The 23,545-nt window shown below is 69.0% G+C and carries 15 protein-coding genes; 7 read left to right on the forward strand and 8 right to left on the reverse strand.

All coding sequences use genetic code 11. From position 1 onward, the window contains the following. Window positions 1-50: 50 nt before the first annotated feature. From MZC64_RS41350 to MZC64_RS41360, 3 genes are all read right to left on the reverse strand, one after another. A complete protein-coding gene (locus tag MZC64_RS41350) occupies window positions 51-4,349 on the reverse strand; it encodes a hypothetical protein (RefSeq protein WP_247764854.1) in 4,299 nt (1,432 codons plus the stop codon). Window positions 4,350-4,483: 134 nt separating this feature from the next. After that, window positions 4,484-5,590 (reverse strand): NAD(P)/FAD-dependent oxidoreductase, encoded by a 1,107-nt coding sequence (locus MZC64_RS41355; RefSeq protein WP_247764853.1) that lies wholly within the window; start codon window positions 5,588-5,590, stop codon window positions 4,484-4,486. A gap of 11 nt (window positions 5,591-5,601) precedes the next feature. Continuing rightward, window positions 5,602-6,276 carry a TetR/AcrR family transcriptional regulator gene (locus tag MZC64_RS41360; RefSeq protein ID WP_247764852.1) on the reverse strand — a complete coding sequence of 225 codons (675 nt, stop codon included), beginning with the start codon at window positions 6,274-6,276 and terminating at the stop codon, window positions 5,602-5,604. Window positions 6,277-6,409: 133 nt separating this feature from the next. Between MZC64_RS41360 and MZC64_RS41365 the strand changes: the two genes are divergently transcribed. Beyond that, window positions 6,410-7,348, forward strand: a complete 939-nt coding sequence (locus MZC64_RS41365) for a catalase family peroxidase (protein WP_247764851.1) — start codon at window positions 6,410-6,412, stop codon at window positions 7,346-7,348. 146 nt (window positions 7,349-7,494) lie between these two features. Here the strand turns inward: MZC64_RS41365 and MZC64_RS41370 are convergent, their stop codons facing one another. Beyond that, entirely contained in the window at window positions 7,495-7,959 is a 465-nt protein-coding gene (locus tag MZC64_RS41370) for a PaaI family thioesterase (RefSeq protein WP_247764850.1), read from the reverse strand. A 171-nt stretch (window positions 7,960-8,130) separates the two neighbouring features. On the opposite strand from MZC64_RS41370, the gene MZC64_RS41375 reads away from it, so the two are divergent. Both MZC64_RS41375 and MZC64_RS41380 read left to right on the forward strand, forming a co-directional pair. Continuing rightward, a complete protein-coding gene (locus MZC64_RS41375; protein ID WP_247764849.1) occupies window positions 8,131-10,806 on the forward strand; it encodes an FAD-dependent oxidoreductase in 2,676 nt (891 codons plus the stop codon). A 91-nt stretch (window positions 10,807-10,897) separates the two neighbouring features. Beyond that, window positions 10,898-11,761 carry an NAD(P)H-binding protein gene (locus MZC64_RS41380; protein ID WP_247764848.1) on the forward strand — a complete coding sequence of 288 codons (864 nt, stop codon included), beginning with the start codon at window positions 10,898-10,900 and terminating at the stop codon, window positions 11,759-11,761. A gap of 184 nt (window positions 11,762-11,945) precedes the next feature. Here MZC64_RS41380 and MZC64_RS41385 read toward each other — a convergent pair whose 3' ends face one another. Beyond that, window positions 11,946-14,414, reverse strand: coding sequence for an ABC transporter permease (locus MZC64_RS41385; protein WP_247764847.1), 2,469 nt, complete (start codon window positions 14,412-14,414; stop codon window positions 11,946-11,948). 4 nt (window positions 14,415-14,418) lie between these two features. Then, window positions 14,419-15,177, reverse strand: coding sequence for an ABC transporter ATP-binding protein (locus MZC64_RS41390; RefSeq protein ID WP_247764846.1), 759 nt, complete (start codon window positions 15,175-15,177; stop codon window positions 14,419-14,421). A gap of 569 nt (window positions 15,178-15,746) precedes the next feature. Between MZC64_RS41390 and MZC64_RS41395 the strand changes: the two genes are divergently transcribed. From MZC64_RS41395 to MZC64_RS41405, 3 genes are read left to right on the forward strand one after another with little or no spacing between them, the layout of a single operon-like run. Beyond that, on the forward strand, window positions 15,747-18,806 hold the full coding sequence (locus MZC64_RS41395) for a type 2 lanthipeptide synthetase LanM family protein (RefSeq protein WP_247764845.1): 3,060 nt from the start codon (window positions 15,747-15,749) through the stop codon (window positions 18,804-18,806). Then, window positions 18,803-19,390 (forward strand): flavoprotein, encoded by a 588-nt coding sequence (locus tag MZC64_RS41400; RefSeq protein WP_247764844.1) that lies wholly within the window; start codon window positions 18,803-18,805, stop codon window positions 19,388-19,390. Before MZC64_RS41395 ends, MZC64_RS41400 begins: the two co-directional genes overlap by 4 nt. Continuing rightward, on the forward strand, window positions 19,387-20,427 hold the full coding sequence (locus MZC64_RS41405) for a sulfotransferase (RefSeq protein ID WP_247764843.1): 1,041 nt from the start codon (window positions 19,387-19,389) through the stop codon (window positions 20,425-20,427). The genes MZC64_RS41400 and MZC64_RS41405 overlap by 4 nt, the downstream gene beginning before the upstream one ends. 8 nt (window positions 20,428-20,435) lie before the next feature. Here MZC64_RS41405 and MZC64_RS41410 read toward each other — a convergent pair whose 3' ends face one another. Continuing rightward, window positions 20,436-21,239: an AfsR/SARP family transcriptional regulator gene (locus MZC64_RS41410; protein ID WP_247764842.1), complete on the reverse strand. Its 804-nt coding sequence runs from the start codon at window positions 21,237-21,239 to the stop codon at window positions 20,436-20,438. Between the two features lie 483 nt (window positions 21,240-21,722). On the opposite strand from MZC64_RS41410, the gene MZC64_RS41415 reads away from it, so the two are divergent. Continuing rightward, window positions 21,723-22,970 (forward strand): hypothetical protein, encoded by a 1,248-nt coding sequence (locus MZC64_RS41415; RefSeq protein ID WP_247764841.1) that lies wholly within the window; start codon window positions 21,723-21,725, stop codon window positions 22,968-22,970. Between the two features lie 2 nt (window positions 22,971-22,972). On the opposite strand, the gene cysC is transcribed toward MZC64_RS41415, so the two are convergent. Next, window positions 22,973-23,530, reverse strand: coding sequence for an adenylyl-sulfate kinase (cysC, locus tag MZC64_RS41420; RefSeq protein WP_308301127.1), 558 nt, complete (start codon window positions 23,528-23,530; stop codon window positions 22,973-22,975). Window positions 23,531-23,545: the final 15 nt, after the last annotated feature.

The following is a 23,545-nucleotide window of genomic DNA, read 5'->3' on the forward strand; positions in this document are numbered from 1 at the left end:
ACGCCGAGAATCACTTCAGTTTCCCACACTCTTTTCCGCGATTCGGACAATCAGCCACCTAGTTCGGTTAGCCGACGTTTCGCCGCCGCCAGCTTCGGCCCGTAGGTGGCCGGATCCGTGGCGTTGAGCGCGGTGTAGAGGTTGATCGCCTCCTTCACCCCGTCCACCGCCTGCGGGCGCTTGCCGGTGCCGTCCAGGTAGTGGCTGGCCGGGTTGATCAGCCACTCGGCCAAGGTTGGCCGGTAGGACGGGTCGGTCGTGCTCAGCTGGCGGACCAGGGCGATGCCGTCGAGTACCCGGGCGGTGGCCTCGTCCTTGGTTCCGTTGTGCCACAACCGATGTCCGAGCGAGATGAAGGCCCGGCCCTTGTTGTAGCGGTGCACCGCGGTCTGTGGCTGGGCGGTGATCAGGCGCTGGTAGGTGTCGACCGCCTCGCGCAACAGGGTCACCGAGTCGGCCTGCCGTCCGGACTCGGCCAGGTAGCCGCTGGCCGGGTTCATCAGCCACTCGCCGAACACGGTGGCGTACGCGAGGTCCTCGGTGGCCAGTTTCCTTGCCAGGCCAACGCCTTCCAGCACCGCGGCCAGGCCGTTCGGCCGGTCGCCGCCCTCCCACAACCGAGTGCCCAGACCGATCAGCGCCTGCTGCTCCCGGCTGCGCAACTCCTTGTTACCGGGCTGCTCGGCGACCAGGCGCTGGTAGATCTCCCGGGAATCGCGCTGCACCGCGAGCGCCTCCGGACCCTGCCCGGTGGCCGCCAGGTACGGGCTCACCGGCCAGTTCCCCCAGGTGGCCACGGTTTCGGCGTACTTCTTGTCCACCGCGGCCAGATCCCGGACCAGGTTCAGCGCGATCCGGGTGTGCGCGGCACCCTGCGACCGATCCCCCGCGTTGTACAGCCGGATGCCCAGGTCGAGTTCGAGGGTGGCCTCATACGCCTGATGCTCCCGCTGCTCGGGCTCGCGCAGCTTGAGCATCCGGTAGCCGCTCACCGCCTCACGCAGCACCGAGATCGCCTCGGCGTCACCGAGGTACTGCGCGATCGGCGAGCGCGCCCACTGTCCGAAGAGGACTGTTGCCCGCCGGTCGTCCCTGGCCGCCTGCCGCAGCAGCCCCAGCGACTCCTGGCCCTTGGCCGCGGCCTCGGGGCGTTTGCCCTGACCCCACAACCTGGTTGCCTCGTGCAGCGCAGCCTCGGCCTGGGTGATGCCGCAGCTGCCGTGGTTGGCCCGGACCACCGGCTTCAGCTCGGCGCGGAAGTCCAGTTCGGTCCGGCTGCCACATGCCTTGTCCGCCAAGGTGATCAGGCCGTCGTGTCCGGCGGTACTGAGCGCTTCGCCCTGGGCCAGCGGGGTGCTGGACCAGTTCGGCTTGCGCACGCCGTCCACCGAGGCCACCTGTGGGGCGTGGTAGCTGTTGTCCGGGGTGCGCAGGAAGAAGGTCAGCGGCTTGCCGTCGGGTTTGACGAACGTGTGCTCCTTGCCCACCTCCAGCACCTCGGGCAGGCCCTTGTTGGCGTTGTACACCTTGTCCACGAACTGCGCGTACGGCAGGTCCGTGGTCTCCGCGGCGTAGAAGAACCCGCCGTTTCCCTTGACCCCCTTCGATGCCATCTCACTGTCCACTGTGGACCGGATCGCGAGCGAGATGCCCTGCCAGCCACAGGCGTCGGTGTTGAGGTTGAGGAACTCCCAGTTCGGCTTGCTGACATCGCGCACCGCGCAGTCCTGCCACACCTTGGGCACCACCAGGTTCAGCCCGCAGGCGAAGCCGCCCTGCACGCAGGTGTTGACCACGCCGCGCTCGTTGTAGTACCAGCCGCCGCTCCCGTTCGATTTGAGGTCACCGCGACCGTTGAAGCGGATCAGGTTCTCCCACACCGTGGGCGCGGTCTTGTGGTTGCGCACCGGCAGCAGCGTGGTGGCCTGGGCGAAGGCGTAGTTCTCGTTGTCGGCGAACCGGTTGAACCACTCGTCCAGCCCGTACCCGCTGGGCAGCCACATGCCGCCCGCGGTGACGGTGAAGGACTTGGACTGGGCGTAGATCTCCACCCCGCCCGCGGCATTCTCGTTGGCGAAGCTCAGCCGCGGCCGCTCACCGTGGTAGTAGGCCACCTGGTAGGGCTGATCCGGCCGGGCCATCGCGGTGCGGATGGCCGAGTTCGGCGGCAGGTACCAGGTCATCGAGGCGATCGCGGCCTCATGCGACCACCACTCCGGGATCACGTCCCGGCCCTTCCACCCGGCGCCGCGCTCATCCGGGGCGATGAACCACATGTCCTGCTCGCCCGCGTTGTCCACCGGCCGGAAACCGGTCCACAGCATGAAGAACGGCGTCTGCGGGTCGGAGCCGCCGGCGAAGTAGACCTTGTTCTTCCAGTCCATGTTCGGCGTGACCCGGCGGAACGGCCCGGCCCGGCGCAACCCGTTGCTACTGGCGGAGAACTTGGTTGTCAGGTAGTCCAGCACGATCCGCGCGCCGGTGCGGATCTCCTCGTCGCGGGCGAAGTCGTGCAGGCTGAACAACGCCTGCATCGAGTAGCGGGTGTAGTTGCGGGAGTTGAACTCCAGCAGGTCGAACTGGGCGAAGCGGTGCAGCATCTTCAGCAGCTCGTCGCGCATGCCGTTGCCGCCGTTGTGGAACTCGGCCTTGCCGGTCTGGTCCAGCAGCACCTGGTTGGACAGGTACTTGGCCGCCTCGATCATCAGCCGGTGGTTCTCCGACTCGGGCAGGTCGACCAGCCCGCACAGCCGGATCTTCTCATCGTCCTGGGAATGCGGGCCGGTCTCGGTCATCAGCTGCCCGGTGATCCACTGCCGGGTCTCCTGCCGCAGCAAGTCCCAGTGCCGGTACACGATGATCATCAGCGACTTGAGGAAGGTGTCGTAGTCACCGACCCGGCTGGGGCAGGAGGCCGGTCCGGCTGAGAAACCCTTGTGCGAGGTGCCGGTGCCGTGCGGTCGCAGGTTGCGCAGCAACTCGTTGGCCAGATCGACCGCCGGGCGCTGGCCGGGACAGGCGAAGTCCTGGCCGAAGAGCCGGACGCTTTCCAGCATCGCGGCCAGGTGCACACCCTGGTCGTCGCCGGGGCGCTCCGGGTAGAAGACCGAGTTGTCCGGGCCGTTGGGCTCGGCCACCCGGTAACAGGCGTAGTACCGCACGGCTTCGGCCTGCCGGGCGCCGAGTTTGGCCATGGCCTGGGCCGGATCGGCGGTGGTCAGCCCGGGCAGGTCCATCGACCTGGGTCCGTCGGGCAGCACGTTGGTCTGCATCACCGGGTAGTTGCAGTCCACCCCGCCGCCCAGCGGTTTGGCCCGGCAGCCGTGGATGGTGACCTCCGAGGGGCCGAAGGCCCGGAAGGACACCGCGCCGTCGGCCCGCCGGGCACCGATGAAGCCGCCGTCGAAGTCGGGCACCCGGCTGTAGTAGGTGCCCGGCTGGGCGCCCTTGACCTCGATCACGAACCGCTCGTAGAAGTCCGGCGAGTGCCAGCGCAGGTGCACCCAGTTGAGGTGGTTGGCGGCCGAGGCGGTAGCCAGCCAGGGTTTGCCGTCGACCGTGCGGAACCAGGTGCTGATCGTGCCGTGGTCGAAGGACTGCCGCGACCCCTCCGGCTTGCCGAAGACATCGGTGGGCAACGCGTTGTTCTTCGGGCAGGCGAAGATGCCGTCCTTGCCGCCGAGTTCCTGCCAGCGCTGCGCGTGCGTGCCGTTGACCACCTGGACCGCCCCGCAGTCGGCCTGCGCGCGCAGATCGGCCAGGTTGACCCCGACCGGCACGGTGCGGCCCCGGTCGGAGTGGGTCTCCCGGTCCATGCCCTCCACGGCGAACTCGTAGCGGCCGTGCCCCTGGCCGAGCACGGTGCTGTAGGTGCCGGAGCGCGGGTCGCGGAAGGTGAAGCCGTCGTTGCCCGCGTAGGCGCCGTTGTGCGTCCAGTGCAGCCGCCAGGTCCCGTGTTCGGGCCCGTCCATCACACCCCAGTCCAGGACGACCTCGGCGCCGCGCAGGTAGGCGGCCAGCACCATGTCCGGCCCGTGATCGGGCGCGGTGGCGATCTCGCCGCGTTCGAAGACCTGCTTGCGCCCGTTGCGGCCCGGGATGCCGCCCTCGGCCGCCGTGGGGCAGCCCAGGCCACCGTGTTCCCCGCGCAGCGCGGCCCAGCGCTGGGCGATCTTGCCGGTCACCGGGAAGGCGCACCGGGTGGGTGGCGCGACCGCGGGCACGGCCGCCGGGGCCGCCGCGGCGGCGGGTGGCGCGCTGAGTCCGGTGGCGGTGGTCAGCACCACCAGCGCCAGGCAGGCGGCCGCGCGCAGGGCGCCGCCGAACCTGGGCGTGCGGGGTCTGGACATCGCTGATCTCCCCTGTCTGCTGGCCGGGCCGGGCGGCCGTCGGCGTGCAGAGTGTTGGCCGCGTTCCGGCGCGGCGACAGGGGTGCGCCGTATCCTCTTTCCACCGGCGCCGGAATACCCCGGCTGACCAGGGCCTAGGCGCGGAACTGGGCCATCTGCTCAACCAGGCCGAGCGGGGCGTCCGGGCGGAAACACAGCACCAGGCCGTCCGCCGACATCGCGGCCGCGGCCTCGCTGCGCGGGAACAGCGCCTGCTCGTACTCGGCCAGCGCGGTCTCCGGCTCGCCCGCGTGTTTGGCCAGCGCGGCGCCGAGTTCGGCGGCGTCGATCAGGGCCAGGTTCGCGCCCTCACCGGCGAACGGCGACATCAGGTGCGCGGCGTCGCCGAGCAGGGTCACGCCCGGGGTGCGCGGCCAGCGGTGGCCGATGGGCAGCGCGTGCACGGGGCGGCTCGTCAGGGGGTTCTCCGCGCCGGTGATGAATCCCCGGAGCTGCTCGTGCCAGTCGGCGAACTCGGCCAGCAACGCGGGTTTGGTGGCGGTGATGGCCTCGGGTTCGGTGGTGAGCGCGCAGTAGATGTGCAGGGTGCCGCCGGGTTCGCGGTGGGCCAGGAAGCCGCGGCCCTCCCCCAGGGCGAACATCATCCCGCCACCGACCGCCGCCGCGGCCGCCGGGTGCCGTTCGTCCGCCTCGTGCAGGTAGAGGTCCACAAAGGACACTCCGGTGTAGCCCGGTACGGCGTCGGACACCAGTGGGCGAACCTTGGACCAGGCGCCGTCCGCGCCGATGAGCAGCTCGGTGGTCACCGAGGGGCCGTCGGCGAAGGTGATCTCATGCCGTCCGTCGCCGAGCGCGCGCACGCCGATTGCCTTGGCACCCCACCGGATCAGGCCCGCGGGCAGTGAGTCGAGCAGGAGATTCCGCAGTGCCGCGCGCGGGATCTCCGGACGGCCGCCGTCCGCATCGGGCTCGTCCAGGTGCACCACGGCCTGCCGGTCCAGGATGCGGAATGCCTGGCCGCCCGGGTGCACCGCGGCCAGGAACTGCTCATACAGCCCGGCGGCACGCAACGCGGCCTGACCGGTGTCCTCGTGCAGGTCCAGCAGCCCACCCTGCGGCCGGGCGTCCGGCCCGGTGTCCAGTTCGAAGATCGCGGACTCGATGCCGTGCTGGTGCAGCACGCGGGCCAGGGTCAGGCCGCCGAGACCGGCGCCGATGATCACTACGGGATGGTGGGTCATGGTGGACTCCGTCAGTCGATGGGGCGCGGGGTGTGCGCGAGGCCATTGATCAGCAGCTGGAAACCCCAGGACAGCCGCTGTTCCGGGGTGCCGGAGAGCAGGTCCTGGCCGGCCGCGGCGATCCGCGGGTGGGTGGTCGCCGGGACGCGCTGGATAGCCGAGGACAACGCTGCCCAGTCCGCCGGATCCTGGGCCGCCTCGCTGTGTTCGGCCGCGGTCGCGGTGGCGTGCTGGAGCAGCAGGTCCACCCCCCAGGCCGCCGTGCCGGGTGGGATCCCGCCCTCGTCGAGCAGGGCGAGCATGGTCTCGATCAGGTTCAGGTAGTGCGGTCCGGACGGCCGGGCGAGCAGTGCGGACTGGGCCAGGCCGGGGTGCGTGAAGAGCACCTTCGTATAGGAGGTGAGCAGCCGTTCCAGCCGGGTCCGCCAGTCCCCGCCCGGCCCGCGGTCGACCGCGCCGAGCAGTTCGTCCAGCACCGCGGCGTGCAGTTCGGCGGTGTTGCGGACATAGACGTAGAGCGAGGCCGCGCCGGTGTCGAGTTCCTGGGCCAGGCGGCGCATGGTGACCCGCGGCAAACCCTCGGCGCGCACCAGTTCCAGCGCGGCGCCGATGATCGACTCGCGACTCAGCGCGGGCTTGGCCGGGCGCTCGCGACGGCTTCGGGGTTGATCATTCTCGGCGGGCATGGCACCACTATAACGAACATGTTCGTCACGAACGCGTTCGTCGTGAGCAAGCCCACGATGTCTTCCAGGATGCTGATCTCAAGTCGGCGTTTTGTAGGACATCCACCTGCTGGAAAGCGCTTACGCTGCGGCTATGACCAGCTCTCCCACCACGCATGACCTTGCTGTCGACGCCGTTGACGGCATGGAACAGGTCTCCGGCACCCACCCCGGGTATCGCCGGGCGCACGCCCGCGGTGTCTGCTTCGACGCCACCTTCACCCCCACCGGCGCCGCCGCCGAACTGACCACCGCCGCGCATCTGCAGCAGGAGCCGGTCCAGGCGACCGTGCGCTTCTCCAACTCCGAGGGCAACCCGCACAGCCCGGACGGCCGCCGCTCCGGCCGCGGCATCGCGGTGAAGTTCCACCTCGGGCACGGCGTGGACACCGACCTGGTCGCGGTGAACCTGCCGGTGTTCGTGGTCTCCACCCCGGAGCACTTCGTCAAGCTGCTGGGCGCGCTGAAGAAGGACCCGCACACCGGGCAGAACGACCCGGCGCTGCTGGGCGCCTACATCAAGGACAACCCGGAGGCGATCCCCGGCTTCACCGCCGCGGGCGCGATGCCCATCCCGGTCAGCTACGGCACGGCCAAGTACTGGGCCATCCACGCCTTCCAGTGGACCAACGCCGCCGGTGAGTCCCGGTTCGTGCGCTACCGGTGGGAGCCCGCCGCAGGCCTGCAGGAGCTGTCCCCCGAGGACGCGGGCCACCAGACCCCGGAGTACCTGACCGAGGAGCTGACCCAGCGCCTGCTGAACGGCCCGGTCCGGTTCACCCTGCACGTGCAGCTCGGCGAGGACGGCGATCCGACCAACGACTGCACCAAGGCCTGGCCCGCCGAGCGGACCGAGATCGCGGTGGGGCACCTGGACATCACCGCGAAGTCCGCCGACCAGGAGCACTGGGCAGGCCAGGTCTTCGACCCGACCCGCGTGACGCCGGGCATCGACCTGTCCGACGACCCGGTGCTGGCCTTCCGCACCCGGGCCTACGCCGTCTCCTTCGCCCGCCGCAGCCACGGCGGCTGAGACCAGGACGCCGCGCGGTGGCGCAGGGGCCGCCGCGCGGCGTCCATCCCTACCTCCAGGCCCCACCCACCGTCGAGTTGGCCCAAGTCGTACGCCCACTTGGGCCAACCGGGCGTACCAGTTGGGCCAACTCGGCGGTATCCAGCTCAGCCGTTGAAGCTCAGGTTTGGGGTGAAGCTGCCGCTGGCGCGGGCTACCCGGCGGCCCTGGGCGTCGGTGATCTCCGCGTCGGCCAGCATCCGCCGCTTGCCGGGGTGCACCACCACGCCGGTGGCCACGTACTCCACCCCGGCCAGCACCGGCCGCAGGTAGTCGATGTGCAGGCTCATGGTCAGCATCGGCCGGTACCGGTCGGTCAGCGTCACGCAGGACATCGCGCCCGCGTCGTCCAGGACCATGGCCAGATAGCCGCCGTGCACCTGACCGGCGGAGTTGCAGGCGTCCTCGGTGGGCTTCCAGCGCAGGGTGACCCGGCCGCGCACCACCTCGCGCAGGCTCAGCCCGATCGGCACCGCGTGCCGGGGCAGCGGGGCGCGGCCGTCGGCCATCGCCACCAGCATCTGCTCGCCGGTCGATCGCTCCCACAGCGCGCCGAACTCGTTGTCCCCCATCGGGCCACCCTCCCACTTCACACGATCATGACAAGGTAAGCCCTGCCCCGGGCTCCCCGGCGGGCGGGTGGCAGCCGAGGGTGCCCACAGGTCTGCCCGGAAGGGACTTGTCAGTTCGCGTCCGCCTCGAAAGGGTGCACGCGGGGAGGACTGACGAGGGGGATCGTCTGTATGGACACGTTCCAGAACTGGACCCAGAACATCGAGGCCCCGGTGGCCGGGTTCGCCACGCCGAAGAGCCTGGCCGAGCTGTGCCAGGTGGTGCGGGAGGCGGAGGCGGCCGGGTTGCCGGTGCACGCGGCCGGCTCGGCCTGGGCCTACTCCGCGCCCGCGCACTGCGAGGGGGTGGTGGTGCGCACCGAGGCGCTGTCCGGGTTCCCGGCGGCGGTGCAGTCCGCCATCGCCCAGCCCGGCCCGGCGGACCGGCTGCTGGTGGCGGTGGGCGGCGGCATCACCATCCGCAACCTGTGCCTGGCCCTGGACGGCAGACCCCGTCCGGACGGCCGACCCGGCCCGCCCGCGGAGTTGTTGCGCGGACGGCGCTGGACCCTGCCGACGCTGGGCGGTGCGTGCGGGCAGAGCCTGGCCGGGGCGGTGGGCACCGGCACGCACGGCGGGGACGCGGCCCGCCCGGCCATCGGCGACTACCTGCACGCGCTGCTGCTGGTCGGCTCCGGCGGGCAGCTGACCCTGGTGCAGCGCATCGCCGTGGTGGACGTCAACCTGTTGCGGGACAACCTGATCGCCGAGGGTGAGCTGCCGCCGGGCGCCACCGTGCGGGAACTCCGCGGTGACGCGGCGCTGGACGCGGCGGTGCTCGCGCTGGGCCGCTTCGGCATCGTGCACACCGCGGTGCTGGCCGCGCACGACGAGACCGAGGTAGCGCTGGTCGAGCACCGCTGGCCGAGCACCTGGCGAACCCTGTCTCCCGGACTGGGCGCGCGGATCGATCAGGCGGTGGCCGGGGACGAGTTCCTGGAGGTCCTGATCAACCCGGTCACCCAGGCCGACGGCGACCGCAAATGCCTGGTGAGCCAACGGAAATCACTGCCACACACCGAACTTCCGGTGGCCGGCCGGGCTTTCGGCCTCGGCGATCAGGCCAGCACCCCGGTACTCGACGAACGTTCGCGGTCGACTCTGCCGCCGGAGATCGGGCAGGCGTTGTGCGCCAAGGAGTTGCCGCCGCTGCTGGCCGATGTGGCCAAGCTGCTCGGCCTGCCCACCGACCGCCGCCTGGGTGATGTGCTCGCGGATCTGCTGAACCTGACCACCACGCTGGGCCTGCCGCAGCTGGTGGAGGTGGCCACCTCGGCGGTGACCGACGCGCTCAAACCGTCCCGGCGGCCCTCGGACAACCAGCCCTGGCTGGTGCACGGCACCCGGTGGGAGGTCGGCGACTTCTTCGACTACGACTCCGACTGCTTCCGGATGGACTTCGCCGAACTGTTCTTCCCCGCCGACGGCAACCTGACCGCGCGGGTGGACGGGGTGCTCGGCGTGTTCGAAACCCTGCGGGCGCAAGGGATCGCGCTCGGCGGGTACGTCTCGCTGCGGTTCCTGCGCGGCAGCCGGTCACTGCTGGCCCCGGCCCCGTTCGAGCGGTCCTGCGCGATCGAGGTGGCCATGCTGCGCGGGCTGGTCGGCAACCGGATGGCGCTGACCCTGTTGCACGAACTCGCGGTGCGGCACGGCGGCCGCCTGCACTGGGGCCAGCTCAACGAACTCGACAGCGCGGGCACCACCCAGGTCCTCGGCGGCGCGCTCACCACCTGGCGAGGCGAACTCGCCGCCGCAGAAGGCGAATCCACCACGTTCAGCACCGCCTTCACCCGCCGCCGCGGCCTGGAGGTCGACCGGCCGGTCGACTGGACACAGTGGACAGACGGCGGCATCCGCGCGGGCGGCGCGCCTGCCCTGGCCGGAAACCAGGTCTTCGTCGCCGACGAACGCCGGATCGTGCACTCCACCAACACCATCGGCAGCGGCTGGCGACCGGTCCGGCCGGAGCCGATCGGCGCACAGGCCAGGGTGGTGGTACTCGCGGGCGCACGGCGACTGGAGATCCTGGCCGCCGACGCCACCGGCCGGGTGCTGCGCAGCCGCCAGGAAGCCAACGGCGATTTCCCGCGCTGGGAACAGCTTGACGGCGAAGGGATCGACGGCGATCCGGTGGGCGCGGCACACGCCGACGGCCGCCTGGAGTTGTTCGCCCGCGGTGATTTCCAGCGTCAGCGCGCACTGTTGCAGGCCTGGGCGCACTGGCCGGGCGGGCCGTGGGCCGGGCTGACACCGGTGAATTCGGGGCGACTGGGCGGTCCGCCGAGTGTGTGCGGACGCAGTTTCCAGGGCAGCGACCAACTCGTGGTCATCGCCGCCGGGCCCACCGGGCAGGTGCGGTGGAGCGCGCAGACCGGCCCCGGCGGCGCGAGCGGCTGGACCGCCTGGCAGGACCTGGGCGCCCAGCCCGGCAGCCACCCGCTGGCCTTCCGCGATCCACACGGCGTGGTCCGGACGCTGGTAGTCGACCCGGCAGGCCGGGCCTTCGAGGCGATCGAGCTGACCGGTGAGCTGGCGGTGCGCTGGCAGCCCTGGCGCGCCCTGCCCGCCGGTCCGCGACTGGACCCGACCGTCGGTCTGACCGGCGCCGGTTCCTGGCTGCTCGGCCTGGACCGGGCCGGCCGCCTGCACGGCAGCCACCTCGACGGCGGCAACTGGACTGCCTGGCAGGACCTGGGCGGCGCGCTGACCGGCCCGGTGGCCGCCGGCGCGGGCACCGACGGCGTGCTGGTGGCCGGCGTCCGCCGCGGCGACGGGCAGCTGATGTCCCGCAGGCTCAACGCCTAGCGAGGCGGGCACATCAATGTGCCTTCTTACCGGCTGACCCCGACGCTGGTTCCCTCTCGATGGTCAGCACATCATCGAGAGGGAACCAGCCATGCACGTCGTCACCGGCGCCTCCGGCCAGCTCGGCCGCCGCATCGTCACCCACCTCCGCGAGCACGTGGACGCGGGCAAGATCATCGCCTTGTCCCGCACCCCGGACAAGCTCGCCGACCTGGGCGTCCAGGCCCACTACGGCGACCTGGACCAGCCGGAATCCCTGCTCCCGCACTTCGGCGGCGCCGAGCGGGTGCTGGTCGTCGCCACCGACGCGGTTGGCCGCCGCACCGCCCAGCACGCCAACGCGATCACCGCCGCCCAGCAGGCCGGGGTGGGCGGGTTCCTGTACACCTCGATGATCCGCGCGGGCGAACCCGGCAACGCCAGCCCGATCCTGTTCGAGCACCGCGAGACCGAACAACTCCTGCTCAACTCTGGCCTGCCGTTCACCCTGCTGCGCAACGGCATCTACATGGACATGCTCCAGCTCCTGCTCCCCCTGCGCGAGGCCGTCGACACCGGTGTCCTGCCCGGCACCCTCGGCTCCGGCCACATCGCCTACGTCACCCGCGACGACCTGGCCGCCGCCGGCGCCGCCGTGCTGGCCACCGGTGGTCACGACGGCCAGATCCTCGACCTCACCGGCCCGCAGCCCCTGGACCACGCGGGCATCGCCGCCGCCCTGGCCGAGGCCACCGGCCGCCCCGTCCGCCACGACCCAACCGTCGACGAACCCCTGGAGTCCTTCGCCACCCGCCTGCCCCCGCCCGCCAGGGACAACCCGGACGCCCTCCGCGCCGGCGAGATGTTCTGGCGGAGCGCGGTCGACGGCTGGGCCGACGTGTTCACCCACCACATCCCCCGCCTGACCGGCCGCCCCGGCACCACCCTCGCCGAGTTCCTTCGCACGGCGCTGTAGTACGGAATTCGGGTTGTCCGGTGCGAATCCTCGGCGCCGGACAACCCCGTTCCGGACAATCCGGTGACATGCCCCGTGCGGAGAAACCCCATGGCACCGTCTGTCCCGCCCGCACCAGCCTGCTCGATCCGTCAGCCAGCCGACAACGAAGGTGGCCCGGCCACTCGGTCAGGCCCCATGGGCATCAGTTGCGCGCCAACGAGGCCATCACCGAGTCCTTTGCGATCCGCCGCCCCGGTATCAGCGCTGCGAGGATGCCGGCGAGCGCCGCGCCCACCAGGATCAGCGCGATCCGCCCGTACGGCAGGCTCAGCACGATGTTGTCATTGATCACCCGCGCGGCCATCAAGCCGAAGCCGGTGCCCAGTGCCACGCCGACCAGGCCGCCGACGATACCGAAGATCATTGCCTCGATGATCAGCATAAGCCGGAGCTGACGGCGGGCCAGTCCCAGCGCGCGGAGCATGGCCGATTCACGGGAACGCTCCAGGATCGACAGCGTCATCGTGTTGGCGATGCCGATCAGTGAAATGAGCACCGCGAAGGCCAGCAACCCGGTGACGACGGTGGTGACCTGGTTCAGCGAGCTTTCCAAGCGATCCTTGGCGTCGGCGGTTGCGATGATCTTCGCAGTGGGCACAGGGTCGGTGGCCTTGTCCATGATCGCGCGGCTCGCCGAGGCGGGCAGGCCGGGAGTGAAGCGGACCAGGAGGCTGGTGTCGCCGCGATGCGGGAACAGTTCGTCGAACCAGGATGGCGACGCCAAGGTGCGCGGCACGACGTTTCCAGTCACCAGCGCCACCACCGTAGCCCGGACCAGACGGTCGCCGACCGTCATGGCCAGTGTGTCGCCGACATCCACGCCAAGTTCGGCGGCGCGCTCGGGCCGCAGGGCCACCTGGTCACGCCCGAAGCCCGCCAGCGACCCCCGCACCACCGCAGGCCGGATGGCACCCTCCATCGTGGACATCATCGCGGTCTCACCCCTGACGGTCACCGGTGCCTCGCGGACCTGGGTCAGCTCGGTGACCTCCGACCGGCCACGCAGGTCCACGCTGATCGAACGCGGCAGAGTCACGTCAGCGTCGGTACCCGGCGGGGTGACGAGGTAGTCGGCGGGGATCGCCGCACCCACACCGGCTCCAACAGAAGACTCCAACGATCTGGTGATCACCGAGACGCCCGTGGTGAGCGTGATGCCTATGATGAGTGCCAGCACCGTGGTCGCTGCTCTGCTGGGGTTGCGTAGCGCGTTCGCCACGGCCAGTTTCCCCGGCACACCAAGAAATCGGCGAAACGGCAGACCGACGGCTCCGGCCAGCACCCGGACCAGCGCAGGTCCGGCCACGATCACGCCGACGAAGAACAGCAGCCCGCCGCCCGCGACCAGTACCAGCGGGTAAATCCGCGCGTTGGTGGCGAGTCCGGCGACGGCGCCGAGCACCCCGGCGGCGCACAACACCAGTGCCCACACGAGTCGAGAACGCGGCAACCGATGCGTCCTCGACTCGGGCTGAACGCCCAGCGCCGCGATCGGTGCCACCCGCGTTGCTGCCCGCGCGGGCAGCAACGCGGCAGCCATCGTGGCAGCCACACCGGCGAGCATGCTCAGCGCCACGGTCAGCGGCGTCAGGGTGAACATCTCGGTGCCCAGCCCGGCTCCACTCGCGCCCATCACCGCCAGCGCCAGATACCCGGCACCGATACCCAGGCCGAGCCCGAGCGCTGCCGCGAAAGTGCCGACCAGCGCCGACTCAGCGACCACACTGGCGAACACCTGACGCGCCGACGCCCCCACACAACGGGCTAGGGCAAGTTCGCGGGTGCGCTGGGAGATGAGGATGTTGAAGGTGTTGTGGATGACGAACATCGCCACGAACAAGGCAACCAACGCGAACATCACCAGGCCCGACCGCAACACCACCGGGTCGACGCCGCTGGCCGCAGCCTGCCTCTCGGCGAACTGCGGTCCGGTGTACACCGCGTACGGTCCGCCACCGACCACACCAGCGACCTTGGCACGCAAGGATTCCGTGGGCGCGCCCCGCACATAGACCTCGCTGTAGGCATGTTCTCCGGTCATCGCACGCGCCACCGGCTCGGTGACACCGACGCCGCCGCGCAGCGCGAGTACTCCCTGCCCGGCGACGTCGACGAGTCCGGTGACCCGCAGTTCGTGCCGCTGTCCGCGGGCCTTGTCCAGCAACACGATCAAGTCGCCGATGCGGTACCCCAGAGCACGCGCGGTCTGTTCGGCCAGCACTGCCTCGTCATCCACCGCGGGCACCCGGCCCGCGGTGACCGAGGTGCGCATGGTGACGGAGAACCCGACCGGCTGATCCCGGATCGGTCGTCCGTTCCGCCCGAGCACGGTGACATCGCCCTGGATCAGCCCCTGAACCTGCCGCACACCAGGGAGTTCGCCGATCCGCGCCGCGGTGTCGGCGGGCAGCTTGCGCAACAGGTTCTGCGCCGCCACCACCACATCCGCACGGTTCGCGTTTCCGGAAATCGTCCGTTCGGTGTTGGTGCGCAATGAGTCACCCAACACCAGAGTGCCCGCGACGAATGCCGTACCGAGCAGTGTGGCCAGCGCGGCAAGCAGCAACCGGCGCCAATGCGCCCGCAGCCCGGCAAGGGTCAGCCTGCGCATCCGCTCAGCCCTCCAGCTTCTTCATGGTTTCCAGCACTATGTCCGGTGTTGGCTGGCTCAGTTCGTGCACAAATCGCCCGTCACGAACGAAGACGACCCGATCGGCGTAGGAGGCGGCGAGTGGATCGTGGGTGACCATGATGATCGTCCGGCCGAACTCGTGCACTGACAACCGCAGGTACTTCAGCAGGTCGGCGCCGGTGCCGGAATCCAGGTTGCCGGTCGGCTCGTCCGCGAAGATCACCTCCGGTTTGCTCACCAGTGCCCGAGCGACCGCCACCCGCTGCTGCTGCCCGCCCGACAGCTCACTTGGCCGGTGCTCAAGCCGGTCACTCAGCCGGACCCGAGCCACCACGCGGTCGAACAGATCCTGGTCCACCCTCCGTCCGGCGACCTCCAACGGCAGCCGGATGTTCTCCCGCGCAGTCAGTGTGGGTAGCAGGTTGAAAGCCTGGAAGATGAACCCGATCCGGTCTCGTCGCAGCCGAGTCAACTCCGCATCGTTCATCCCGGTGATCTGATCCTCCCCCAGCCACACGGAACCGCTGCTCACCGTGTCCAACCCGGCAAGGCAATGCAGCAACGTCGACTTTCCCGATCCAGACGGCCCCATGATGGCGGTAAACTCAGCCGCCCCGAAACCAATATCAACGCCCCGCAGCGCATGCACCTCCGCTTCCGCATCACCATAAACCTTCGTCACACCGTGAGCTCGGACCACCGAACGAGGCAGGGATGGATCATGCGTGACTACCTGATTCATGCGAGGAAGGTACCGAGACCAACCTGAGAACACACTCAGCTCGCATACGGAGCCCATACGCCATTTATACAGGCCGCGCACATTGCCGCTACAGCACCAACACCAACCCACCACGACCCGCTGATAGGTTCGCCTTTGTACGCGATTTCGGCGTACATCACGGAAAAATTCTCATTCCTTCTGAAGGGGGTCACTTATGGCGACACAGAGCGTCACTGACTGGACCAGCACTTCGAACCCGGCGGGCCTTGGATTCGGCGAACTCGGCCGCGAGGACCTTATGGAGGAGCGCGTCGCTGCCATGGCCAGCGGAGGTTACATCTGCACTCTGACCTGGGAGTGCAACTGCTGACCCGGTAGCGGCAGAGCGCCGCTGCGAGGTCATTGTGGGCCGCGGGTGGGGCAGACGGCGCTCCGCCCGCGGCACCCGCCTGACAAGAGAAATGAGCAGAATCATGCGGGAGACGCGGTATCACGCTCAGCGCGCTGCGTTCTTTCATGAACGCCGACCGGCCGCAGCCGAGGACACGATGGACAAGGAGGTGACGAAGTGGCGGGAGTCAGCCTACTTGGACGAGGAAACATTCGATCTTCGCCTGGCCGAGGCCCGGACCACCAAGAACGAGTTCGTAGCCCTCATCGCGAACACGCCGTTCACGGTCACACCGGAGTCCATCGCCTGGACGAGCGAACTTGACGCCATACTAACTACAGTCCCGGATAGGAACGCCGCCTGGCGGCTAACGATCATGCTCTACGGTGAGCCATACGACCGGATCCCGTTCGACGGCTTGACCGGAGATTTTCTTCACCACTACGAGGCGAAGCTGCGTATTCACCTTGAGAAGCTATCCGGGCACATCACCTTCACGGAGCCGGCTGTCTCCGTAATGCTGGAGAACCTGGCGACCGAGTTGACTGAGGTCAGTCACCGGACCCTGATCCTGGCACTGCACACCGTCCGCGCCGAAGGCGTCCTCCAGGGTTACTCACCCGAAGATCGGTACGCGGACTACAACGACCGCATACTGCGCGACCCCGCCTATCGTGAACGGTTGTTCACCGAGTATCCGTTGCTCGGCCGCGAACTGATCCGCTGCGGCGACAACTGGCTGATGCACACCGTCGAACTGCTGACCCGGCTAAACGTCGATCTTCCGGTCATCCACGCCGAGGGCCTGCTCAACACCGCCGAGGTCACCCTCACCTCCGTGCGCGGTGGTCTCGGCGACCCACACGACGATGGGCGCTCGGTAGCTCACCTGATGTTCGACCACGGCCAGTCTCTGATCTACAAGCCACGCTCGGTAGCGGCCGAACGCGTCTACGCCGACGCGATCGCCCTGCTGAACGAGCGAACATGCCTCGGTATCGACAGCATGCGGGTACTGTCCCGCCCACGTCACGGCTGGTGCGAGTACCTGGAACACCACCCGTGTGCCGACGAGTCGGGGTTCGGCCGCTTCTACCTTCGCATCGGCGCTGTGCTCGCCGTCCTGCACATACTCGGCGCCGTGGACATCCACATGACCAACTTGATCGCGGTGGGCGACTCACCAGTGCCAGTCGACCTGGAAACCATTCTCCAGCACAGCTCAGTCCGTGGACTCGGCTCAGCCAACGCGCATGAGCGCGCGGTCGACTTCCTTGCCCACAGTGTGCTGGCCACGCTGATACTTCCCTTGCGCACCTTCGGGGACGGCCTGGCTCCTGGGGTCGATGTGAGCGCGGTCGGCGGCGGTGCTCCATCCCGCACCCCGAAGCCGATCCCGGTGATCGTCGAGCCGTTCACCGACACGATGCGCATCATCGGGGCACACCGGGAGATCAGTCCGGCACGCAACCGTCCGCACACCGGCGGCCGCACCGCCGACCCGGCCGACCACACCGCTGAGATCCAGCGCGGCTTCCTCCTCGGCTATGACGCGGCAACCGCTGACCGCGAACGCTTCGCCGAGATTCTGCGCAGTGCCGAGGACATTGAGGTGCGGTACCTGGCGAGGCCGACTCGGCGCTACGACCTGTTCCGGCTTGAACGCTTCCACCCGGACTATCTCCGAGACGCCCGCGACACCGAACAACTGCTCGACAAGCTGTGGACCGCCGCGGTGACCAGGCGCGACCTTGTGCCGATCATCGAGTCGGAGCGACAGCAACTGCTCCGCGGCGACATTCCCGCATTCCACAGCAGGCCCGGCTCCACCGCGCTGTATTCAGGCAACCAGCCGGTCGCCCCCGACTTCTTCACCGAACCCAGCGGCCAGGCCCTGCACCGCAAGCTGGCACTGCTGGGTCCGGATCACCAGGCCACGCAGCTGGCGATCCTGATCGACGCGCTGGACACACTGGCCGGTAGCCGGACTCCAGCCTTCAGCGACACCCGTGCCGACTCGACGAGTAATGACCTGGACCTGCCGGGCCTGACACGAGCAGCCATTCAGGAGATCGCCGACACAGCCCTGCTCGGCGAGCGGGACTGCACCTGGATCGGTATCGGCACCGACGGAGTCCGCGGCGCCGAGCTGAGCTACCAGCCGCTCAACACCACCCTCTACGACGGTCTGGCCGGGATGTCGTTGCTGTTCGGCTACGCCGCGCGGCACTACCAGGACGACCGCTTCGCCGATCTGAGCCGCCGCGCGAGCCGTCCGGTCACGACCGAGCTGCAGGCGCGGATCCGCGACAACAGCGTGTTCCGGGTAGGCGCATTTGCCGGCCTTGCCGGCACCCAGTACACCTTGGCCCATCTACATTTACTCACCGGCGATCCGTCCATTGTGGAGCTGATGGAGAAGTCCCTGCCATACCTGCTCACCGCGGTGCGCCAGGAGGATTCAGCGGACCTGGTCGCCGGCCTCGCCGGATGCGCCGTGGTGGCCGCCGACCTCTACAACCACTACCGATTCCCACTACTGCTGGACATCGTGGACTCCTGTGCCGAACGCCTCTCCGCCACCGCGCTGCCGACGCTCGGTGGGATTGGCTGGAGCCGCGGCGCCGGCCAGGCTCCGCTGGGCGGATTCTCGCACGGCTCAGCCGGTATCGGCTGGGCGCTACTCAAAGCCGCTGAGGTGCTCGGCAGCGACGAGGCCGGGGTGCTTGGCCAACAGGCGCTGGCACACGACATCAGTCTGCGGATCCCGGGCGTGGACGCATGGCGGGATCTGCGGGACTTCGACGACCTGACCGGAATCGCACAGGAACACCCGACCCTGTGGTGCCACGGCTCCACCGGCATCGGCATATCCCGGCTACTGGCCTACCGCATGCTCGCCGATCCGGTCTACCTGAGCGAGGCCGAAGCGGCCCTGCGTGCCACGGCCGCCGCTGGCTCGCTGGGAAACCACTGCCTGTGCCACGGTGACTCTGGCGGCCTCGAACTGTTCACCCTGGCCACGGAGACGCTGCCCGCGGTGCAACGGTGGAAGCTGGAACACTCGCAGCGGGCCGATGCCCTGGTGACTTCCCTCGCGGTCACCGGTCCGCGGTTCGGCCGGGTCAGCGGCAGCAACATCCCGGGTCTCCTGCTGGGGAAGGCGGGAGTCTGTCTTACGTTGCTGCGGCTGCTGGCCCCCGCCGGGGCGCCTTCGGTGCTCTGGCTTGAACCACCGGCGTGGAGCCGGTCATGACGGAGAACTCGGGCTTTCCGAACCTGGACGGCAAGCGGGTGCTCGTCGTCGGAACCGGCGCGCCTGCGGTTGTCGCACTCCCCGAGAACATGCTGCGACTACGCCACTACTGCCAGGCAGTGGCGGCCCAGGTGGTGCTGACCAGAGCGGCGTTGAGGTTCATCACGCCTACCACCACCCACCTTGTCACCGGCGGAGATTTCATCACCGACGAATGGTCGGACAAGCCGTATCAGACCGCGCCGCACGTCGAGCTGGCCCAGTGGGCCGAGGCCGTCGTGGTCTATCCGGCGACCCTGCACTTTGTCGGCCGGCTTGCACTCGGTCTCGCCGACTCGCCGCTGTTGCTGGCATTGCAGTGCACCGCTGCCCCGATCGCGATCGCTCCGTCGCTGCCGCCAGGCGGAATGGCCGGGCACGCCTACCGCGGGCATATGGCCAGGCTGGCTGAGCGGGCCAACGTCGTAGTCGTGCATCCGGTACTCGGCCGCAGCATGTCCACACACGAGGCCAACGTCGGCGCACCGGCCCGGTTCACCGACCTGCTGGCAGCCCTGGACACGCACCTCGCGGAGGCCCGATGAGCACCCGCCCGCTTTTCTTTGTCGTCGGGACCGGCCGGACAGGTTCCACGGTGGTGTCACGGATTCTCAATCGGCATCCTGAAGTGCTGAGCCTCAACGAGCTGTTCGTCTCGCTCGGCGGCAGGACCGCACTACCGGGCGGCGTGTTCTCCGGCGCCGAGTTCTGGCGGTTGCTCAGCGATCCGCATCCGGTGTTCAACCTGATGCTCCAGCGCGGTGCGCCGCTGCCCGAGTTCCTCTATCAGAACTGCCGAGGCCGCTATTCCCCCGCGATGGGAGTGCCCGCCATCAGTCTGATGACATTGCCGCACCTCACCGATGACCCGGACCGGCTCCTCGACGACCTGGGGCGAGCCGTGCCACTGTGGCCAGTCCGCCCGGTTGCCGAGCACCATCGGGCGTTGTTCGCGATGTTGGCCGACCGCTTCGGCCGACGAGTGGTGGTCGAACGCTCGGGCCACTCGCTGGACTGGGTGCCGGCTCTCCGCGCCGCCTTCCCCGCGGCCAGGTTCATCCACATGTATCGTGACGGCCTCGACTGCGCCCTGTCGATGAGCCGGCACGCCGGTTACCGCTCGGCTGCGCTGGCCACCGAAATTCTTGACCTTGCCGGAGTCAGCCGATTCAGCGAGCTGACTGAGCAACACCTCTCCCACCTGCCCGAAGACCTCGCCCGACTGTGCATCGAGGGCTTCGAGCTGGCCTTCACCCTGGACCGCCCGATTCCAGTCCAGACGTTCGGACGTCTGTGGTCGACCATGCTTGCGCGGGGGCTGCCGGCATTGGCCGAGATCCCCCATGCGCGGCTGACCACACTGCGGTACGAGGACCTCCTCGCCGATCCCTCGGCCGAGCTGTCTCAGCTCGCCGGTTTCCTTGGCGTGGAGGCCGACGCCTGCTGGCTTGATACCGCGGCCGACCTGCTCAGCCAGGACCCGGTAGGCAAGGCGGCGGCGCTGCCGCCTGCCGAGCTGGCGGCACTCCGGAATGCATGCGCCTCAGGAATGCGGCTACTCGGCGAACCTGTGCGTAGCTGATCCAGGTCTCAGAGCCGGAGCACTCCGTTCCGGACCCGGTTCTCATCGCGTTGCAGCACCGAGAGGTGCAGATTTCGGAACTCCTCGGAAGGATCCAGGCCGAACTTCTCCGCCAGCGTCGAGGTGGCAGCCTGCCAGGTCGCCATCGCGCCCGCGATGTCACCGGCCAGGTAACTGGCCCGCATGAGCAGCGCCCACGACACCTCCCGGTACGGGGCCGCACCAACCATGGTCTGGAGGTCGGGAATCAGCTCAGCGGAACGCCCCTCGACCAACCTGACGTGAGCCAGCCGTTCCCGCACGGTCAGTTGTAGCTGCTCCAGCGAACGAAACCGTGCCTGCATCGTCCGGGAAGCCGCACAGCCCTGACCGACTGGGCCCTGCCACAGCTTCAGGGCATGTCCGAAGCTGGCAGCTGCTTCCGCGAGGGCGCCTGCGCGGAGCTGGGCGCTACCCCTGGCCGCCAACTCGCTGAACTGGAACACATCGACCTGATGTGGCGGCACGAGCATCGCGTAGCCGCCGCTGTGGCCGACCAGAGTGGCCAACCGGTCAGCCAGGCCCTCGGCGGCCACGGTCAACTGTTGCCTGAGCCGCCAGACGTAGCCGCGCAGGTTCTCCCCCGCTGACTTCGGCGGGTCATCCCACAGCGATTCGATCAGCCGCTCCCTGGTCACATAGCTGCCCGCCTCCAACAGCAGAGCGGAGAACAGCCCGCGAACCGTCGCTGACGCGATAGGCACTACGAGCTCACCTGTCACCACCTCCACCCGGCCGGCCAGCCGGAACCGCATGTTCGTGTTCAGTGTCATTGTTTCCCCCCGAACCAGCCGCACCTATATGAAATCCCCAATTCCACTGGCGGCGACAGCACACAGGACCGTCCTTAGTTCCCAAAGTGCAGAACAACGGCGTGACTATGTCAGACTCTACCCCCTATAAGCTCAGCCCAGCCATTACAACGTCATTCTGCTCGGTTGAGAAGGCTTCTGCCGGGTCAGAAGAGTCAGCATGCCGGTCAGTCGAGGTCACCAGGACCGGTGACTGTCTGGTTATCCCCGGTCCTAGCCCAATGGCGTGCTTCTGGACCAGTCCGCAGCACGTCTGGACCGGTTGTGACAGCCTGGTTGCAGCCGCGAGTCACCTGGGGAGGCAACTGCGGGCCAAGACAGGAATCCGGGGGGATGTATATGACGCCGGCGCGTGTTCCGCAGCTCACCGCCTATCTAGACAGATTGCGCTGGTCGCCTGAACGGCTGGCTCGCGAGCTCAACAAGACGTTCGGAGCAGGCACAGTGAGCGCCAAGGCGCCATACGGATGGCTCAAGGGTTCCTTTCCACGGGGCCAGGTGCCGGAGCTCGTCGCCGCCGTGCTTTCCGACCGGTTAGGCACTCCGGTCGAGGTCGGCCACATCTGGCCGGGGAGAAGGAACCAAGCCGAAGACCCCCTGCCCGAGGGACAGATCAACCCGCCCTGGCATGCGGAGCAGGTCGCCAGTTCGCTGCGGCGGCTTGCGGTGCGCCGAGGGACAGCGGCCGCGATCCCCCCTCCGCTCACCGGTGAACCGCTGTTGTCCGTGGCGGTCGACTGGCTGACCGCGGACAACAGCCCCGTCCGGTCGCGTGCGACCGGCACCGAGGTCACTCCGGCGATGCTAAGGCATCTTGCGTTGCGGGCGGCACAGCTGCGGCAGCTCGATGAGTCCCACGGCGGTCTGGTCGTCGCCGACTGGAGCAGCCACGATCTGCTCTGGGTGACAACCCTGATCAACGACGGTGCGTACGACTCGACGCTGGGGCGGCGGCTGTACCAGGCCGCCGCTGAGCTTGCCCTGATCGCTGGCTGGGTGTTCTCCGACCACTGCCGGCACGGTGCGGGGCAGCGGGCTCTGCTCGTCGGGCTGCGGGCGGCCAAGCTGGCCGGTGACCGCCAACTGGGCGCCTACATTCTGTCGTGTATTGCCTACCACCTCACCTGGCACGGCCATGCATCAGACGCGTTGCGCCTGCTGCGGATCGCGAGCAAGGGACTGGGCAGGGCCGTGGGCGGCCGGGTGCCCGCGGTGCTGGCTACGCGGCGCGCTCGCGCACACGCTCAGCTCGGCGAGAAGTCCGCCTGCACGCGCGCACTGACGGAGGCAGCGGCGTCACTCGACGGCGCGCGCGACACGAGCGAGCCGCCGTGGAGCCGCTGGGTAAGCCAGGCAGTCCTGGTGGCCGACGCCGGCCGGGCACACCTGGAGCTGGGCAACCCGGAGAAGGCCGAGCAGAACCTGATGAGCAGTCTGCGCCAGCTTGACGCGAACCAGCGCCGCAACCACCTGTTGCACTCCACTTCGCTCGCACAGGCGCGACTGATGCTGGGCCAGGTCGACGGTGCGGTAGCGGCGGCCCGGCAGGCGCTCGCGCTGACCAGCACCGTGGAGTCCGGCCGCGCCCGTCAGCGACTGGAGTCCCTGCGCAGGAGTTTGACCGGCTACGACTCGGCGCTGGCTCGCGCTTCGGTGGAACAGATCAGAGAGGTCACCGCCTGCCGACTGTGAAGTCACAGACCCATCGAGGCAAGCTGGGTCAGGATCGCCGCGGTCGCCTGGGCCGGGGACACTCTGGTGGTGTCGACCCGGATCTCAGGTCGATCCGGCAATTCGTACGGCGAGTCGATGCCGGTGAAGTTCTTCAGCTCGCCGCGGCGCGCCCGCCGATAGAGCCCTTTCGGGTCACGGGACTCGGCCACGGCCAGCGGGGTGTCGACGAAGACCTCACAGAACTCCCCGACGGCCACCATCCCGCGCGCCATCTCGCGTTCGGCGCGGAACGGCGAGATGCAGGCCACCAGCACTACCATGCCGGCCTCGGCCATCAGCCCGGCAACCTCGGCGATCCGGCGTACATTCTCCCGCCGGTCCTCGACACTGAACCCCAGGTCCCGGTTAAGGCCAAACCGAATATTGTCCCCGTCAAGCAGGTAGGTGTGCCGTCCTCGCTCATGCAAGTGCTGCTCCACCAAGTCGGCGATGGTGGTTTTGCCCGCGCCGGACAACCCGGTGAACCACACGACCATCGGCCGGTGCCGGTTCCGTGCCGCGCGCGCTGCCCGGTTCACCTTTGTCGGCTGCCT

It is taken from the genome of Crossiella sp. S99.2 (assembly GCF_023094165.1).
Classification (GTDB): domain Bacteria; phylum Actinomycetota; class Actinomycetes; order Mycobacteriales; family Pseudonocardiaceae; genus Crossiella.